This is a genomic window from Mesorhizobium vachelliae, from assembly GCF_033977325.1.
GTDB lineage: Bacteria > Pseudomonadota > Alphaproteobacteria > Rhizobiales > Rhizobiaceae > Mesorhizobium > Mesorhizobium vachelliae.
Window position 1 is genome coordinate 111,066 of record NZ_JAVIIR010000009.1, and the last position, 16,365, is coordinate 127,430.

Consider the following 16,365-nt stretch of genomic DNA (forward strand, 5'->3'; position numbering starts at 1 on the left):
GAAATCTACCGCAGAATGAGGGTGCCGACGGCCATGATCAGGATGAACAGGATGGTCGCCGAGAAGAAGCCGCCGACAAAGAAGCCGAAGGCCATAGCGATAAGGATGGCGGCACAGACCAGCGAGCCGTATTTGGCCAGGCCAAGGAAGGCCTTATAGGTACGGTCGTGCTCGGCATAGTCCATCTGCGCGCCAAGCTCGACAGGACCGGTCGGCGAGTGATCAGCCATGGAAGTACCCCTTCGAAAATGCCTTTGAGGCACATAGCGAAAAGCCGAACCAAGAGCAATGGCGCTATTGCCGCACGGCCTGCGACAACAGCCTCAAACGAAAGTTGAAATTGAGCGCCGTGCCATCGTCCGCGCGGCGAGGGGGATTTCAGCCGGCGAGATGGGGAAAAAGGCCGAGCAGGCCGACAACGATCAGGTAAAGCGCGACGATGTAGTTGAGGAGCCGCGGCATCACCAGGATCAGCACGCCGGCGATCAGCGAGATCAGCGGCGTCAGCGCGAGCGAGTGGATGGTCATGTCGGTGTCCTTTCATTTGACAGGCAATTGCCCGTCAGAGGTGCCGCGGAGCTTGTCTTGACGCAATTCCGGCCGGAAAACCGCTCACACTTTTCCTGGAATTGCTTGCTAACGCCGCAGCCGGCGAAAGGTTCATGGCTACAGTTCAGGCAGCGGCGCGAAAGTATTTCGCCGTTGGCACGATGGAAAGGGGCGTCAGCCGGTTGATGGCCGGATTGCCGAACATCAGCCGCTGCTCCATCGGCGTCGACTTGAAGAACGGCAGCCGCTCGAGCGTCAGGCGCATGTTTTCGCCGGCCGGAATTTCGAACAGGGCGATCGAGGCAAGAACGCCTGGAAATTGCTTGGCCTCGCTCCTCTGCACGGCATTGAAGAAACGCGCGTAGAAAGCGGAATGCTCGAGCTTGACCGGCGTAAGCACCGAGTCCTGGCCGAAGTAACAAGACGCGACCATGGCGATCCTGAGCGTCAGGAACGGCAGCACTCCAGGCGCCGGCGCGCTATCGGGATCGGTTGCGAAGCGGGTTCCGTCGATGAAGGTTTCGCCACGGGCGAGGCGCGGAAGCAGCACCTCGGGATAGGCGTCGATCGAAGGCGAGTATGGCTGCGCGCTGGAAATGTAGTGAAAGCGCAACGTGCTGACCAATTCGCCGTAGCAATAGACGCCGAACCTGTACGAATTGGGCAGATTATCCCAACGGTCCTCGAACATGCCGCTGGCGATCGGGCCACACATACCTGAGCGCAGATAGGAATTGTAGCGGAGCCGGTAGATCGCCTCGAGATCTTCGCCGCCGGTGATCAGGCGGTATTCGACATGATCCAGTAATTGCATCATGGACCGGTTGAGCGCGGAGTCCATCCTCGCGCTGGCGCCAGCCGACGCACTCTTCCTCGCTGCATCCATTGCCGATCCTCGAATTCCGCCTGCAATTAGGCTATTCGAGTTGAAATGAGACACAAGCTGAAAATTCGATATTGCTGATTTACCGCTTGTTAACGTTAATGGCAGCGCACGTTTTCGCCGATCTTTCACGGGAAAAGCAAACACCGATGCCGGCGGCTGGCTGATCCAGCCTGACGGCACCAATCAAGATAAATCCGGATTCAGAGCTTGGGAGCAACAGGCTATCCCAGAACTATACCGCGCCGTGTCGACCATCTTTTCATGCAACGCATACTTTTCCGGCAGAAGGTCTACTTCACACTTTTCCTGAAATTTCTCTTTACTTCAAATCAATTGTTACCGCTAAAACAGCTGCCACTTTTCTCGGGTTTGTTCTCTATTTTCAGTGAAATCCGAACGAAAAGCCGCTTCACGCTTTTCCCGGAATTTGCTCTTTTGTTCGACGCAATTCCGGACGCAAAACCGGTTTCCACTTTTCCTGGAATTGCCCTTGTGACGCAATTCCGGACGGAAAGCCGGTTTCCACTTTTCCTGGAATTGCCCTTGTGACGCAATTCCGGACGGAAAGCCGGTTTCCACTTTTCCTGGAATTGCCCTTTGTTGACGCAATTCCGGACGGAAAACCGGTTTCCACTTTTCCTGGAATTGCTCCTAGCCGGCTGTCCGTTTGCCGGCGATATGCAGGTCCGCGGCAAATGGCCATGTGACGCTCGACATCGTCTCGATGCCCGACGCGCTGAGCGCGGCGCCGAAGAGGAAGCCCTGCACGAAGTCGGGCTTGACCAAATGGACCAGCGTCTTCAGCTGCTCGAAGGTCTCGACCCCTTCGATGGTGACGGAAAGGCCCAACGTCCGGGACAGGCCGACAATGCCCTTCAGCAGATCGAGCGACTGCCGGTTCTGGTTGACATCCACCAGGAAGGAGCGGTCGATCTTGATCTTGTCGAGCGGCAGCTTGTGGAGATAGCTCAGGCTGGAATAGCCGGTGCCGAAATCGTCAAGCGCAATGCGCACGCCGAGCGCCTTCAGTTCCTCGATCGACTCGCGCGTCAGCGATTTGTCGTCGAGCAAGGCGGTCTCGGTGACCTCGATTTCGAGCCGGTGCGCCGCCAGACCCGACTTGGTCAAGGCGTCCCTGACCTTCTGGACGATATCGCGGCTGCGGAAATCCTTGGCCGACAGGTTCACCGACACGCTGGTCTGGGCCGGCCATTTGGCGCATTCGGCGCACGCGGCTTCCAGTACGAAAGTGCTGATGTCGGAAACGATGCCCATCTCCTCGGCGAGCGGAATGAAGACGCTGGGCGAGATCGGGCCGAGATCGGGATGGTCCCAACGGCAGAGCGCCTCGCAACTGGCGATGCGCATGGTGCTGACGGCCACGATCGGCTGATAGACCACGCGCAAATCCTTGGCCTGCACCGCATTGCGCAGGTCGGCTTTCATGAGCTGGCGATTGCGGAAGGCGGCATCCATGGCCGCCTCGAACAGCCGCCAGCTGTTCTTGCCGAGCTCCTTGGCCTTGTAGAGGGCCAGGTCCGCCTTGACGATCATGGCGTCCGCGTCGGTATCCTTGACCTTTGAAAGCACCGCGCCGCCGCTGGCCTGGATGCGCAAGCCGTGACCGGCGACGTCCACTTCGCCCTGCAGGTCGGCGAAGATCTGGTCGAGCAGGGTGCTGAGGTGGCTTTCGTCCTCGACGCGGTCGAAGAAGACCATGAACTCGTCGCCGCCGAAGCGGCTGACGGTAATGCCCGGCCCGGCAATCGCCGCAAGGCGCTCTGCCACGGCATAGATCAGCCCGTCGCCGACCGGATGGCCGAGCGTGTCGTTGACGCTCTTGAAGTCGTCTAGATCGAGCACCGCGAGGCCGCAGAGCCGGTCCTGGTCGCCGGAAGCCATGGCCTCGCCGACCAGTTCATGGAAATAGGCGCGGTTGGGCAGGCCGGTCAGATTGTCGTAGCGCGCCATGAAGCGGATCTTTTCCTCCGCCTCGACGCGGGCCGTCACGTCCTCGAAGGTGATAACGCCCAGTTCCTGGCTGCCTTCGCGGGCGGAGAATTCATAGTGTTGGCCGTTGGCTAAAGAGACCAGCACCTTGCGGTCGCGGCCTTCGCGCAAGGCGCGCGTCAGCTGCGCCTCGATGTAGCGACAGTCTTTCGGCGCCAGCATGCCGCCGGCGACGCCGCGCATCAAAAGGCCATGGATCGAGCGTCCAAGCAAGGCATCGCCCGATTTCAGCGACATCAGGCGGGCGGCCTCGGCATTGGCCACAGCGACGCGCCCGTCCGGCCCCAGCATGACCAGGCCGTGCGACATGGTGTTGAGCGCGCGATCGAAGCGGCGCGTCAGGTTCCTGGCCTGCTTGTGGCCGATGACGGCCGAGAAGAGCACGTTGCGGACGTGGTCGGCGCTGTTGATGGTGATGAAGGTCAGCGGGATGATCATCAGGCCGAGCAGCACCGACGGGAAATCCATGCGCAGCAGCAGCCCGAGCGCCGCCGGACCGATGAATGTCACGGAGAAAATCCGCACCATCTGCGGGGAGCCATAGTTGCGGCCGACAACCGTGACCAAGGTCGCGATCGTCAGCGACGTCGCGGCCAGCTCGGCGAAGGGATCAGGATAGACGTAGATCGATATGAAGCACAGCGAACCCAGGCCCAGGCCCTGCAGGCTGCCCTTGAGGATATAGTTGCGCTCCCACCGCTTGGCCTCTTCGACATTGGCTATGGTGCCGCCTGCCTTCAGGAAGGCGCGGATGCCGAAGTAGCGGAAAAGGCTGATGGTGAGCAGGCCGAAAGAAAAGGCCAGAAACAGCGGATTGTGCGTCCGCCAATAGATCATGAAGCCGAGGATCCAGTAGCAAACGCCGCCGATCACCAGCATGTGGGCGTTGTCGAACAACGACCGCACAAACTGGATATAAACATCCGCCGGGATGTTCTCGGTCTTTGTTCTACCCATGCCGTTGGCCCAACACTACGCCTTGTCATGCCACAGCCGCCTTAAGAAAGGCTTAGAACGCCGCTCGGCCACGGTTGCACGGGGTTGCGATACGCGGGATAGACCGGGAGATTCAGGAGTTTGGCGCGCCATCGACGCGCCGGCGCGTTCACTCCGCCGCGCGAAGGGCCGGCTCCACCGGAGCCTGGGCCAAACGCTCGATCAGCCGCGCACGCTCACCCGCCGCCTTCTCGGCGCTGGCCTGCCGGACATGGCCGTAGCCGCGGATCAGCGCCGGCACGGAGGCCAGGGCGGTCGCGGCCTCCACCCTGCCCGGCGCCAGCGCGCCGGCGATAAGGTCGAGATCGGCCTCATACTCTCTCAGCGACTGCCGCTCGATGCGCCGTTCGGCCGTGTAGCCGAAAAGGTCGAAGGCGGTTCCGCGCAGGCCCTTCATCGCCGCCAACAGCCGAAAGCCCTTCATCATCCACGGGCCGAAGCTCGATTTCCGGGGCTTGCCGTCATTGCCGCGCCGGCCGAGGATCGGCGGCGCCAGATGGAACTCGAGCTTCTCATAGCTCTGGAACTGCTTAGCGAGGTCGGCGGCGAAAGTGCCGTCGGTATAGAGCCGCGCCACCTCATACTCGTCCTTGATCGCCATCAGCTTGAAGAGGTTCCTGGCGGCGGCCTCGGTCACGGCGGTCGAGCCGGGCACGGCCTTGGCTTCCGTGGCGCGCAGCCTCGTCACGCGGTCGGCATAGCGCTTGGCGTAGGCCGCGTTCTGATAGGCGGTGAGAAAGGCGACTCGGCGGGCGATGATATCGTCCAGCGTCTCAGCGGGTTTCGACGCCGGCTTGCCGGTTTGGGCAACCAGGCCTCGCACGAAGTCGGGCTGATGCGCGGCACGACGACCCCAGCGGAATGCGGCGATATTCATCGCTACCGCCTCGCCGTTCAATTCTATCGCCTTTTCAACGGCTTCGGCCGAAAGCGGCAGGCCGCCGTGCTGGAAGGCGAAGCCGAGCATGAACATGTTGGCGCCGAGCGAATTGCCGAACAGAGCGGTCGCCGTGCGGGTGGCGTCGAAGAAATGCGCCTTGTCGTCGCCGGCAGCCGCTCGGATCGCCTTCTTCAGCCGCTCGACCGGCAGCGAGAAGTCGGCGGAGCGGGTGAACTCGCCGGGCATGATCTCGGCGGTGTTGGCGAGGAAGATCGTGTGGCCCTCGCGCACCGCGCCCAGCACCTTCTTGGCGCCGGAGACGACGAGGTCGCAGCCGAGCACGAGGTCGGCCTTGCCGGCCGAAACGCGAATGGCGTGGATGTCCTCGGGCGTCGGGGCGATGCGGACATGGGTGAAGACCGAGCCGCCCTTCTGGGCGAGGCCGGCCATGTCGATCATGCCGCAGCCCTTGCCTTCCAGATGCGCGGCCATGCCGAGCACCGCGCCGACGGTGACGACGCCGGTGCCGCCGACCCCGTCGATGATCGCCGCCCAGCCCTGGTTGCCCATGCGGAATTCAGCCGGCGTCGGCACGCCGTCGAGAGGATCGGCCTTGCCGGCAATGCCTTCGGCCTTCCTGATCTTGCCGCCGTGCACAGTGACGAAGGACGGGCAGAAACCGTTGAGGCAGGAGAAATCCTTGTTGCAGCTCGACTGGTCGATGCGGCGCTTGCGGCCGAATTCGGTCTCGACCGGCTGAATCGAGACGCAGTTCGACTGCACGCCGCAATCGCCGCAGCCTTCGCAAACCAATTCGTTGATGAAGACGCGCTTGTCCGGATCGGGGAAGGTGCCGCGCTTGCGGCGCCGGCGTTTCTCGGCGGCGCAGGTCTGGTCATAGATCAGCACCGAAACGCCCTTCACGTCGCGCAATTCGCGCTGGACGAGGTCGAGGTCATCGCGGTGATGGATGCTGATACCGGCCGGAAAATCGGCCTTGCCGGCATATTTGTCCGGCTCGTCGGTGACGACGGCGATGCGGTCGACGCCCTCCGCGCGCACCTGCCTCGCGATCATGTCGACGGTCAGGCCGCCCTCATGCGGCTGGCCGCCGGTCATCGCCACGGCGTCGTTGTAGAGGATCTTGTAGGTGATGTTGGCGCCGGAAGACAGCGCGAAGCGGATCGCCAGCACGCCGGAGTGGTTGTAGGTGCCGTCGCCGAGATTCTGGAAAATGTGGCCGCGCTTCGAGAACGGCGCCTGGCCGACCCATTGCGCGCCCTCGCCGCCCATGGCGGTGAAGCCGACGGTGTTCCTGTCCATCCAAAGCGACATGAAATGGCAGCCTATGCCGGCGGCGGCCAAGGAGCCGTCCGGCACCTTGGTGGAGGAATTGTGCGGGCAGCCCGAGCAGAAGAAGGGCGTGCGCGAGCCGATATCGACGGTGTCGGCGAGCATCGCCTGGAACTGGCGCAGCTTCGCCACCCGCGCGGCGACCTCTTCCGACGGGCCGATGGTGCGCAGGATCCTTTCGCCGAGCGCGATGGCGATCTCATTCGGATCGAGCGCGCCCTTGGCCGGGAACAGCCAGTCGCCGCGCTCGTCCTTCTTGCCGACGATCACCGGTTGCGTGGCGGTGCCGTAGAGGTTCTCGCGCAGCTGCACCTCGATCAGCGAGCGCTTCTCCTCGACCACGACGATGGTGTCGAGGCCGCGGGCGAACTCGGCGATGTGCTGGAAGTCGAGCGGCCAGGGGCAGCCGACCTTGAACAGGCGGATGCCGATGCGGTTGGCGGCCTGCTCGTCGATGCCGATATCCTCCAGCGCTTGGCGGACATCGAGATAGCTCTTGCCGATGGTGATGACGCCGAGCTTGGGATTGCGCCCGCCGGAATAGACGATGCGGTTGAGGCCATTGGCCTGGATGAAGGCGGAAGCGGCGGCGCGCTTGTATTCGTGCAGCCGCTCTTCCTGGCCGAGCATGTCGATCTCGTGGCGGATGTTCAGGCCGCCCGGCGGCATGTCGAATTCGGGAATGACGATGTTGAGGCGCTCGATCGAGGCGTCGACCGAGGCCGTCGATTCGATGTTGTCCTTGACGCATTTGATCGCCGCCCAGGTGCCGGCGAAGCGCGACATGGCAAAGCCGTAGAGGCCGTAGTCGATGATCTCCTGGACGCCGGCCGGATTGAGGATCGGCACCATGGTGTCGACAAAGAGGAATTCGGTGGCATGCGCGTTGGTCGAGGATTCGGCCATATGGTCGTCGCCCATCAGGGCAAGCACGCCGCCATGCTTCGACGAGCCGGCGAGATTGGCGTGGCGGAAGACGTCGCCGGAACGGTCGACGCCCGGCCCCTTGCCGTACCAGACCGAAAAGACGCCGTCATGCGTGCCCTCGCCCAGCAATTCGGTCTGCTGCGAGCCCCAGCAGGCGGTGGCGGCGAGCTCCTCGTTGAGGCCGGGCTGGAAGACGATGTCGGCAGATGCAAGCTGCCTCTTCGCCCGCCACAGCTGCATGTCGAGGCCGCCCAGCGGCGAGCCGCGATAGCCGGAGACGAAGCCCGCGGTGTTCAGGCCGGCGCGGCGGTCGCGCTCGCGCTGCATCAGAAGCATGCGCACGACCGCTTGCGCACCGGACAGGAAGACGCGCTCCTTGCCAAGGTCGAACTTGTCGTCGAGCGCGACGTCGTGCAGCGTCATCAGGTATTTCCTCTGCGGAGGCGCCTCAAATCAGGCAGCCAACGTCGGAGTGGGACGCCGCAGTCTTTCTTCCCTTGGCGGTGAGGTCAAACAAAATCGCAGGGGCCAGATAACACGCAACAAACGGTCTGGCGAGTGGCAAGCCACGCACGCAAGATCAAGCTAAGCGCTTCGCGAGGAACAAAAATTTCGCGATGGATCGGCTTCTGACGCGCGTTTCAGGTCGCTTTCGAGCAATCCGGCTTCTGCCCGTCGGGCAGCTTGCCGTCAGGATGGCCGGCAAGGTCCGGGTTGAGCTCATATTTCGGCCCGATCACCAGCGGCCGGTCCGGCAGCATCGTCTGGTCCTCCGACGAGGTCATGGTGGTGTCGATGCTCTGCAGCAACGTGCCGCTCGAATCCTCGATGCGGATCGAGACGCTGTAGGGCTTGTCCTTGACCACGCAGGAGAGCGGCGGGCTGGTGAGTGTGATGTGGGGCAGCTTCGGCCAGATCTTCTGGTTGACGACGAGCGGGTCGCCGCCGGCCGGGTTCTGGAAGCTCACCACCGCGACCTGGCCGTCGACCATCGGGCGCAGCGGCTTCAGCGTGATGACATAGGTGGCGATGGCCAGCCGGTAGTTGAACTCGAACAGCTTGCCGGAAATGGCGAAGAGCTGGTCCTTGCCGGTGTCGCGGCAGGCGCCGAGCGCGACCGCAGCGACCAGGGCTGCGCCGACCAGAGCCGAACGCGACAGTCTGCTAAGCATTGGGAACCTCCCTCGCCGCTGTTCGGCGGCGGTAATAGCGGTTTGCCTTCTGGCGATTGCCGCAAACGGCCATGTCGCACCACAAGCGGCTGGCGTTGCGGCTGCGGTCGACGAACAGCCAGCTGCAGTTGGGGCAGATCCGAAGCCTCGCCACCGTTTCGTCGCGCAGCAGCGACAGCGCCGAGACGGCCAAAGCCGCCTCGAAGGCGATCGGCGTTTGCGGATCGCCGAAAGGCTGGCCCGGCGTCCCGATCTCGGTCGCGCTGCCGGACAGCCCGTTGGCGCAGGCCGTCAGGAAATCCGGCAGGTGGCTGGTCGCGACCGCGCCGTTCGATACGGCATGGCGAAACAGGCGATCGGTCGCTTCGCGGATCGAGATGACGGTTGGCTTTATCTCGCCCGGTTCCGGCGCCCGCAGCCGCCGGCCGCCGAGCTCGGTGGCGCGAAAGCCGCTCGCCGCCTCGGCGAAGCGGGCGATCTCGGCCGGGTCGTCGAACCGGTCGAAGGACTTTTGCGGATCGTTGCGCAGCACGACGGTGTTCGCCGTATCGAGCGCAAGGATGCCGCCGGTGAAGCGGTGCGGGGTCCAGGAAACCGTCATGACGGAAATCTAACCGATAAAACGTGTTTGACAAGTTAGATTCCGAATGCAAGTTTTCGAACGGGTCGGATTATGCGGCCCGCGCATGACCCCAAAAATCGGGAACGATTTTTGGAAAGGATCATGCGCAAATCATAGTGCTACAGCGTCCTTTGCGCGTCCAAGGGACGCGCGGCGCTGTAGGATATCGCATGCTCTATTTCTACCAGCAGGTGCTGAACGGGCTGCATTCTGGCGCGCTCTACGCGCTGCTCGCCTTCGGCTATGTGCTGACCAACGGCATCCTGCATCGCACGAACCTGGCCTACGGCGCGCTGTTCGCCTTCTGCGGCCAGACGATGATCCTGACCGCCGCCTTCGGCTACCAGGCGCTGTGGCTGACGCTGGCCGCCTCGGTGGCGCTCGGCGTCGCCGTGGCCATTTTCTATGCGGTGCTGATCAGCCACGTGTTGTCGCGCAGTGTTTTCGAGAGGCTCGCCGACCGCTCGCCCAATGCCATCGTGGTGACGACGCTCGGCATCTTGCTCTTCCTGTCGGAGGCGAGCCGCATCGCCGCCGACACGCATGACCTGTGGCTGCCGCCGATGCTCGCCACCCCCGTCATTTTCGCCGAGGGCGACGGCTTCAAGGTCACGCTTACCGTCATCCAGCTGCTCGACTGCGCGGGGGTCATCGCGCTGGTGGCGCTGGCGGCCTGGCTGTTTTCGCATTCGCGCTTCGGCCGCGCCTGGCGCGCCGTCTCCGACGACCCGAAAGCGGCGGCGATGTGCGGCATCGATGTGCGCGCCGTGTTCCGCCGGGCCGTGCTGTTCGGCGGCCTTTGCGCCGCCTTGGCCGGCGTGCTCGCCGGTCTCTATTACGGCAATGTCAGCTTCGGCACCGGGCTGATCTACGGCCTCAAGATCCTGTTCGTGACGGCGGTCGGCGGCTATCTGTCGCCGCTCAAGGCGGCGCTTGGCGCCGCGGCCTTCGGCATGGCGGAATCGCTCTGGGCCGGGTACTTCCCGCTCGAATGGCGCGACGCCTGGATCTATCTCTTCCTCGTCGCCATGCTGGTGCTGATAGGCGCCGGACGCGACCAGGCCAAGATCGCCTGATCTCCAGACTTTGGTGCCCACAGACTTTCGTTGCATGACGCATCGTCAGGTGGCGGCATTCCGCCTCCGCGCGGCTTACCGATCTGTTTGCCGCGGCTTTGTCATGTTGACCTGCCGGACCACGCACTGCATATCGTTGGGCCAAGCGGCGCGACACCGGAGGGGGAATCGGGCGCATCGCAAGTACAGGGAGGACATGCATGGCAGGGCTGCTCGCTCTATCCGGGACGATCGACCGCATCAACGAGTTCATCGGCCGCTGGGTCTCCTGGCTGATCCTGCTCGCGATCCTGGTGAGCGCCGGCAATGCCGTCATCCGCAAGGTGTTCGACATCTCCTCCAACGCCTGGCTGGAGCTGCAATGGTACCTGTTCGGCGCCGCCTTCATGCTGGCAGCCGCCTACACGCTGAAGCAGAACGACCATATCCGCATCGACATCGTCTACGGCATGTTCTCGCGGCGCGTGCAGCACTGGATCGACTTGCTCGGCCATATCCTTTTTCTGATGCCCTTCGTGGTGCTGATGGTGATCTATTTCGTGCCTTATGTGTCGCTGTCCTTCCGCAGCGGCGAGATGTCGACCAATGCCGGCGGGCTGATCATCTGGCCGGCCAAGGCGATCCTGCTCGTCGGTTTCTTCCTGCTCGCGCTGCAAGGCGTCTCCGAGATCGTCAAGAAGGTCGCCATCATGCGCGGCGACATGGACGATCCCAATCCCTTCGTGTCGGCGCATGACCAGGCCAAGCTCGAGGCGGAGGCGCTGGCCGAAGAAGCCAAGGCGAGCGCGGGCGAGGTCCGCCCATGATCGAATTCATCGCGCAGAACATGGCGCCGATCATGTTCGCCTCGCTGATCATCTTCCTGTTGATCGGCTACCCCGTCGCCTTCTCGCTCGCCGCCAACGGCCTGCTGTTCTTCTTCATCGGCGTGCTGGTCTCGCCCTATTCCGGCGGGTCGATCAACCTTGCCTGGCCGCTGCTGCATGCGCTGCCTGACAATTTCTACGGCACCAGGGTGATGTCGAACGACACGCTCTTGGCGATACCCTTCTTCACCTTCATGGGCATCGTGCTCGAACGGTCCGGCATGGCCGAGGATCTGCTCGACACGATCGGCCAGTTGTTCGGGCCGATCCGCGGCGGGCTTGCCTATGCGGTGATCTTCGTCGGCGCGCTGCTTGCGGCCACGACCGGCGTGGTGGCCGCTTCCGTCATCGCCATGGGGCTGATCTCGCTGCCGATCATGCTGCGCTACGGCTATGACCGCAGGCTGGCCTCCGGCGTCATCGCGGCCTCCGGCACGCTCGCCCAGATCATCCCGCCGTCGCTGGTGCTGATCGTGCTTGCCGACCAGCTCGGACGCTCGGTCGGCGACATGTATGCCGGCGCGTTGATCCCCGGCCTCGTGCTGACCGGCATCTACATGCTCTACATCCTGGTCATGTCGATCGTCCGGCCGAGCTCGATGCCAGCGCTGCCGCCCGAAGCCCGCACGCTCGGCCACGGCGTGCTGTCGCTGATCGTGGCGCTGCTGGTCACCGGCGCCATCTCCTACGGCGCCTATCGCTATCTTGCGCCGACGCAGGGCGACAATGCCGACATCCTGGGCTTCGCCGTCGGCGTCATCGTCATCTATGTCGTCGCCATCCTCGACCAGCGGCTTCGTATCAACATGATGTCGAAGCTGGCGCAGCAGGTGGTGATCGTGCTGATCCCGCCGCTGGCGCTGATCTTCCTGGTGCTGGGCACGATCTTCCTCGGCATCGCCACGCCGACCGAAGGCGGCGCTATGGGCGCCGTCGGCGCCCTAATCATGGCGGCGCTGAAGGGCCGCCTGACGAGGGAGGTTGTCAATCAGGCGCTGGCCTCGACGACCAGGCTTTCCTCCTTCGTGCTGTTCATCCTGATCGGCGCGCGCGTGTTCTCGCTCACCTTCTACGGCGTCAACGGCCATATCTGGGTCGAGCATCTGCTGACATCGCTGCCCGGCGGCGAGACCGGCTTCCTCGTCGGCGTCAACATCCTGGTCTTCGTGCTTGCGTTCTTCCTCGATTTCTTCGAGCTGGCCTTCATCATCGTGCCGCTTCTGGCGCCCGCCGCCGACAAGCTCGGCATCGACCTGATCTGGTTCGGCGTGCTGCTTGGCGTCAACATGCAGACGAGCTTCATGCATCCGCCCTTCGGCTTCGCGCTGTTCTACCTGCGCTCGGTCGCGGCCCGCGTGCCCTACCTCGACAGGATCACCGGCAAGAAGATCGCGCCGGTCAGCACCGGGCAGATCTATTGGGGCGCCGTGCCGTTCGTCTGCATCCAGGTGATCATGATCGGGCTCACCATCGCCTTCCCGCAAATGGTCATGCGCTACAAGGGTCCCGCGGTGGAGCCCAGCACCATCGACCTGAAGCTGCCGGGCATGCCTTCGCTGTCGCCGCTCGGCACCCCGCCGGCGGACAATGGCGCGGCCCCGGCCAATGGCGGCGCGGCGCCGGCGCCCGGCACGCCCGACCTGTCGCAACCGCCGAGCTTCGGCGACGCGCCGTCCAAGCCGGCACCGCCGGCTCCCGACCTCTCGCAGCCACCCAAATTCAACTGAGGTAACACCCATGAGAGCCGTGCGTTTGGAAGCGGTGGGCAGCATCGGGCTGCGCGAGGTCGCAAAGCCTGTTCCAGGACCCGAGGATGTCCTCGTGCGCATCGAGGCCTGCGGCGTCTGCGGAACCGACCGGCATCTCTTCCATGGCGAGTTTCCGTGCACGCCGCCCGTGACGCTCGGCCATGAATTCTCCGGCATCGTCGAAGCTGTCGGCGAAGCGGTGTCGGGCATTTCCGTCGGAGACCGCGTCACCGGCGATCCGAACATCGCCTGCGGGCGCTGCGCCCATTGCCATGCCGGCCGCGTCAATCTGTGCAGCAATCTCAGGGCCATCGGCATCCACCGCGACGGCGGCTTCGCTGATTATGTGCTGATGCCGCACAAGCAAGCCTTCCGGCTGCCCGCAAACCTCAAGCCGACGCATGGCGCCTTCTGCGAGCCGCTGGCCTGCTGCCTGCACGGCGTCGACCTTGCCGCGATCCGGCCGGGCGCGTCGGTGGTGGTGCTCGGCGGCGGCGTCATCGGCCTGCTCGTCGTGCAGCTGGCAAAGCTCGCGGGCGCGGCGACCATCATCCTGTCGACAAGGCAGGCCTCGCGCCGCGCGCTTGCCGAGGAGCTCGGCGCGACCGCGACGATCGACCCAAGCGCCGGCGACCCAATCGCGGCCGTCGCCGGGCCGAACGGCCTGGCGCCCGGCGGCGCCGACGTGGTGCTGGAATGCGCCGGAGTGCGCGACACGGTCGAGCAGTCGATGCGGATGGCAAGCGCCGGCGGCACGGTCGTCATTGTCGGCGTGGTGCCGCAAGGCATGAAGGTGGAGATCGAGCCGTTCGACCTATTGTTTCGCGAGCTGAAGGTGCTAGGCTCCTTCCTCAACCCGTTCACGCATGGAAGGGCGGCGCAGTTGATTGCTTCGGGCGCGATCGAGATCGACAAGCTGATCTCGAAGCAGGTCAGCCTGGAAGAGGCCCCGGGCGTGATCGCCAACCCGCCAGCGCCTGGCGAGGTGAAGGTGCTGGTGGTGCCGGGCCGCTGACGCATCACGAAAAAGGCCCCGGATTAGCCGGGGCCTCCTAGATCAGGACAACCGCCTAATCCTTACAGCTTGCCGTTGCGCTGCTGCACCATCATGAAGGTGTCGTAATTGTATTCGGCGACCTGGGCCCAGAGATAGTGCTCCTTGCGGAAGGCCTTGATCGATTCCCAGATCTTCTTGAACGGCGCGTTGTTGGCCTCCATCTCGGCATAGACCTCGTTGGCCTTCTCGAAGCAGGCGGCCATGATCTCCTGGCTGAACGGCCTGAGCTTGGCGCCGCCGGCCGCCAGCCGCCGCACCGCCGGCGGATTCACATAATCGTATTTCTGCAGCATGTTGGCGTCCGCCGCCTGCGCCGCGGTGCGGACCAGCGATTTGTAAGTCGGCGAAAGTTCTTCATATTTCGCCTTGTTGAACAGCAGGTGCACGGTCGGGCCGCCTTCCCACCAGCCGGGATAGTAGTAATAGGGCGCGACCTTGTAGAAGCCGAGCTTCTCGTCGTCATAGGGCCCGACCCATTCGGCGGCGTCGATGGTGCCTTTTTCCAGCGCCGGGTAGATGTCGCCGCCGGCGATCTGCTGCGGCACCACGCCCAGCCTCTCGATGACCTTGCCGGCAAAGCCGCCGATGCGCATTTTGAGGCCCTTCAGATCGGCGAGGCTGTTGATTTCCTTACGGAACCAGCCGCCCATCTGGACGCCGGTGTTGCCGCCCGGCAGGCCGAACAACCCTTGCGCCCCAAGGAATTCATTGAACAGGTCGATGCCGCCGCCCTGGTAGTGCCAGGCGTTCATGCCGCGCGCATTGAGCGAGAAGGGCACGGCCGCGCCCAGCGCCCAGGTGGGATCCTTGCCCCAGTAATAGTATGCCACGGTGTGGGCCGCTTCAACGGTGCCGGCGGCGGTGGCATCGGCCGCCTGCAGGCCGGGCACCAGCTCGCCCGCAGCAAAGACCTGGATCTGGAAATTGCCGTCGGTCGCTTCCGACAGCATCTTGGAGAAGACTTCGGCGCCGCCATAGATCGTGTCGAGCGACTTCGGGAAGGACGACGCCAGCCGCCAGGTCACTTTCGGATTGGACTGGGCAATGGCCGGCGTGGCAAGTGCGGCGGCCGCTGCCGCAGCGCCAACGCCGGACGCGCCGGCCTTGCGGATGAATGAACGACGATCCATTAAGTTTCCTCCCTTGCGGATCAGCTGACCGATGCGGACTTCCTCGGTATCCGGACCGGTTGGGGAAGAAACATACACAGGCAAGAAGGCGAGTCCAGCGCCGCGACCAGGGGTAGCAGTCATTCAGCGGCGCACTGCAACTATCGTCTAACATCCCTTTGTCTGGCCCATGCGAGGCGGCGAAACTTGCCATGGAAAAGCCGCGACGGATCGCTTATTTTACAGGCAGAACAAATCCTTGGCCTGATGGAAACCAAACCCAAAATGCAGCAGCCGCTCGTCGCAGTCTCGACCGACGTCCGCCAGTTCGACAACTACACCTGGCACGCAGCGCCCCAGCAATATCTGGAAGCCGCGATCACGGGCGCCGGCGTGTTCCCGCTCCTGGTGCCGTCCTTCGGCGGCCGGCTCGACCTTGACGAATTGCTGTCCTCAGTCGACGGCGTGATGCTGACGGGTTCGAAGTCCAACGTCCATCCCTCGCTTTACGATGGCGACCCGAGCGAAGCCAACGGCCCTTACGATCCGGCGCGCGACGCCACGACGCTGCCGCTGATCCGCAAGGCGCTCGAGCGCGGCGTGCCGCTTTTAGCCATTTGCCGTGGCATCCAGGAGCTCAACGTGGCGCTCGGCGGCTCGCTGGGCACCGAGATCCAGGAGCGCGAGGGCTCGCTCGACCACCGCGCGCCGGTGAGCGACAATCAGGACGAGCGCTTCGCTATCCATCAGACGATCTCGATCAAGCCGGGCAGCTGCCTCGCAGGCGTGTTCGGCGCAGGCGACATCAAGGTCAACTCGCTGCACCGGCAGGGGATCGACCGGCTCGGCTCGAAACTGCAAATCGAGGCTTTGGCCACGGACGGCACGGTCGAAGCCGTCTCCGTCAAGGATGCCCGCGCCTTCGCGGTCGGCGTGCAGTGGCACCCCGAATACTGGGTGAAGTCGGACAGCAATTCCGCCAAGATCTTCAAGGCCTTCGGCGATGCGGTGCGGCTGCACGCGGCGGCGAAGGCGGGCGCCCGCGCCGCGGCGGAATAAACAATACGCTTAAAGCATGTCTCCCGAAAGTGGGAACCGGTTTCGGGACAAAGAC

At 63.8% G+C, this 16,365-nt stretch carries 13 protein-coding genes and 1 pseudogene; 6 read left to right on the forward strand and 8 right to left on the reverse strand.

Annotated elements, in window-relative coordinates; all coding sequences use genetic code 11:
- Window positions 1-5 precede the first annotated feature (5 nt).
- The 3 genes from RFM41_RS19880 to RFM41_RS19890 all read right to left on the reverse strand — a co-directional run bounded on the left by RFM41_RS19880 (window position 6) and on the right by RFM41_RS19890 (window position 1,615).
- A complete protein-coding gene (locus RFM41_RS19880) occupies window positions 6-230 on the reverse strand; it encodes an aa3-type cytochrome c oxidase subunit IV (protein ID WP_201412909.1) in 225 nt (74 codons plus the stop codon).
- A 148-nt stretch (window positions 231-378) separates the two neighbouring features.
- Entirely contained in the window at window positions 379-528 is a 150-nt protein-coding gene (locus tag RFM41_RS19885; protein WP_023729728.1) for a DUF3096 domain-containing protein, read from the reverse strand.
- 145 nt (window positions 529-673) lie between these two features.
- Window positions 674-1,615, reverse strand: a complete 942-nt coding sequence (locus RFM41_RS19890; protein WP_320250608.1) for an N-acyl amino acid synthase FeeM domain-containing protein — start codon at window positions 1,613-1,615, stop codon at window positions 674-676.
- 27 nt (window positions 1,616-1,642) lie between these two features.
- On the opposite strand from RFM41_RS19890, the gene RFM41_RS19895 reads away from it, so the two are divergent.
- The gene (locus RFM41_RS19895; RefSeq protein WP_320250430.1) at window positions 1,643-1,984 is read left to right on the forward strand and encodes a hypothetical protein; all 342 of its coding nucleotides are present in this window, start codon (window positions 1,643-1,645) and stop codon (window positions 1,982-1,984) included.
- A gap of 102 nt (window positions 1,985-2,086) precedes the next feature.
- Here the strand turns inward: RFM41_RS19895 and RFM41_RS19900 are convergent, their stop codons facing one another.
- From RFM41_RS19900 to RFM41_RS19915, 4 genes and pseudogenes are all read right to left on the reverse strand, one after another.
- Window positions 2,087-4,402: a putative bifunctional diguanylate cyclase/phosphodiesterase gene (locus RFM41_RS19900; protein ID WP_320250429.1), complete on the reverse strand. Its 2,316-nt coding sequence runs from the start codon at window positions 4,400-4,402 to the stop codon at window positions 2,087-2,089.
- 148 nt (window positions 4,403-4,550) lie between these two features.
- A pseudogene (locus RFM41_RS19905) lies at window positions 4,551-8,036 on the reverse strand (indolepyruvate ferredoxin oxidoreductase family protein); the annotation flags it as partial.
- Between the two features lie 206 nt (window positions 8,037-8,242).
- Entirely contained in the window at window positions 8,243-8,773 is a 531-nt protein-coding gene (locus RFM41_RS19910) for a hypothetical protein (protein WP_320250428.1), read from the reverse strand.
- Window positions 8,766-9,374, reverse strand: a complete 609-nt coding sequence (locus RFM41_RS19915) for a CGNR zinc finger domain-containing protein (protein WP_320250426.1) — start codon at window positions 9,372-9,374, stop codon at window positions 8,766-8,768. The genes RFM41_RS19910 and RFM41_RS19915 overlap by 8 nt, the downstream gene beginning before the upstream one ends.
- A gap of 191 nt (window positions 9,375-9,565) precedes the next feature.
- On the opposite strand from RFM41_RS19915, the gene RFM41_RS19920 reads away from it, so the two are divergent.
- From RFM41_RS19920 to RFM41_RS19935, 4 genes are all read left to right on the forward strand, one after another.
- Window positions 9,566-10,471 (forward strand): branched-chain amino acid ABC transporter permease, encoded by a 906-nt coding sequence (locus tag RFM41_RS19920; protein ID WP_320250425.1) that lies wholly within the window; start codon window positions 9,566-9,568, stop codon window positions 10,469-10,471.
- 200 nt (window positions 10,472-10,671) lie between these two features.
- Window positions 10,672-11,277 (forward strand): TRAP transporter small permease subunit, encoded by a 606-nt coding sequence (locus tag RFM41_RS19925; protein ID WP_320250423.1) that lies wholly within the window; start codon window positions 10,672-10,674, stop codon window positions 11,275-11,277.
- The gene (locus RFM41_RS19930; protein ID WP_320250422.1) at window positions 11,274-13,064 is read left to right on the forward strand and encodes a TRAP transporter large permease; all 1,791 of its coding nucleotides are present in this window, start codon (window positions 11,274-11,276) and stop codon (window positions 13,062-13,064) included. The genes RFM41_RS19925 and RFM41_RS19930 overlap by 4 nt, the downstream gene beginning before the upstream one ends.
- 10 nt (window positions 13,065-13,074) lie before the next feature.
- Entirely contained in the window at window positions 13,075-14,100 is a 1,026-nt protein-coding gene (locus tag RFM41_RS19935) for a zinc-dependent alcohol dehydrogenase family protein (protein WP_320250420.1), read from the forward strand.
- A 62-nt stretch (window positions 14,101-14,162) separates the two neighbouring features.
- Here RFM41_RS19935 and RFM41_RS19940 read toward each other — a convergent pair whose 3' ends face one another.
- The gene (locus RFM41_RS19940) at window positions 14,163-15,272 is read right to left on the reverse strand and encodes a TRAP transporter substrate-binding protein (RefSeq protein ID WP_320250418.1); all 1,110 of its coding nucleotides are present in this window, start codon (window positions 15,270-15,272) and stop codon (window positions 14,163-14,165) included.
- Window positions 15,273-15,536: 264 nt separating this feature from the next.
- On the opposite strand from RFM41_RS19940, the gene RFM41_RS19945 reads away from it, so the two are divergent.
- The gene (locus RFM41_RS19945) at window positions 15,537-16,310 is read left to right on the forward strand and encodes a gamma-glutamyl-gamma-aminobutyrate hydrolase family protein (protein ID WP_320250416.1); all 774 of its coding nucleotides are present in this window, start codon (window positions 15,537-15,539) and stop codon (window positions 16,308-16,310) included.
- The last annotated feature ends 55 nt before the right edge of the window (window positions 16,311-16,365 follow it).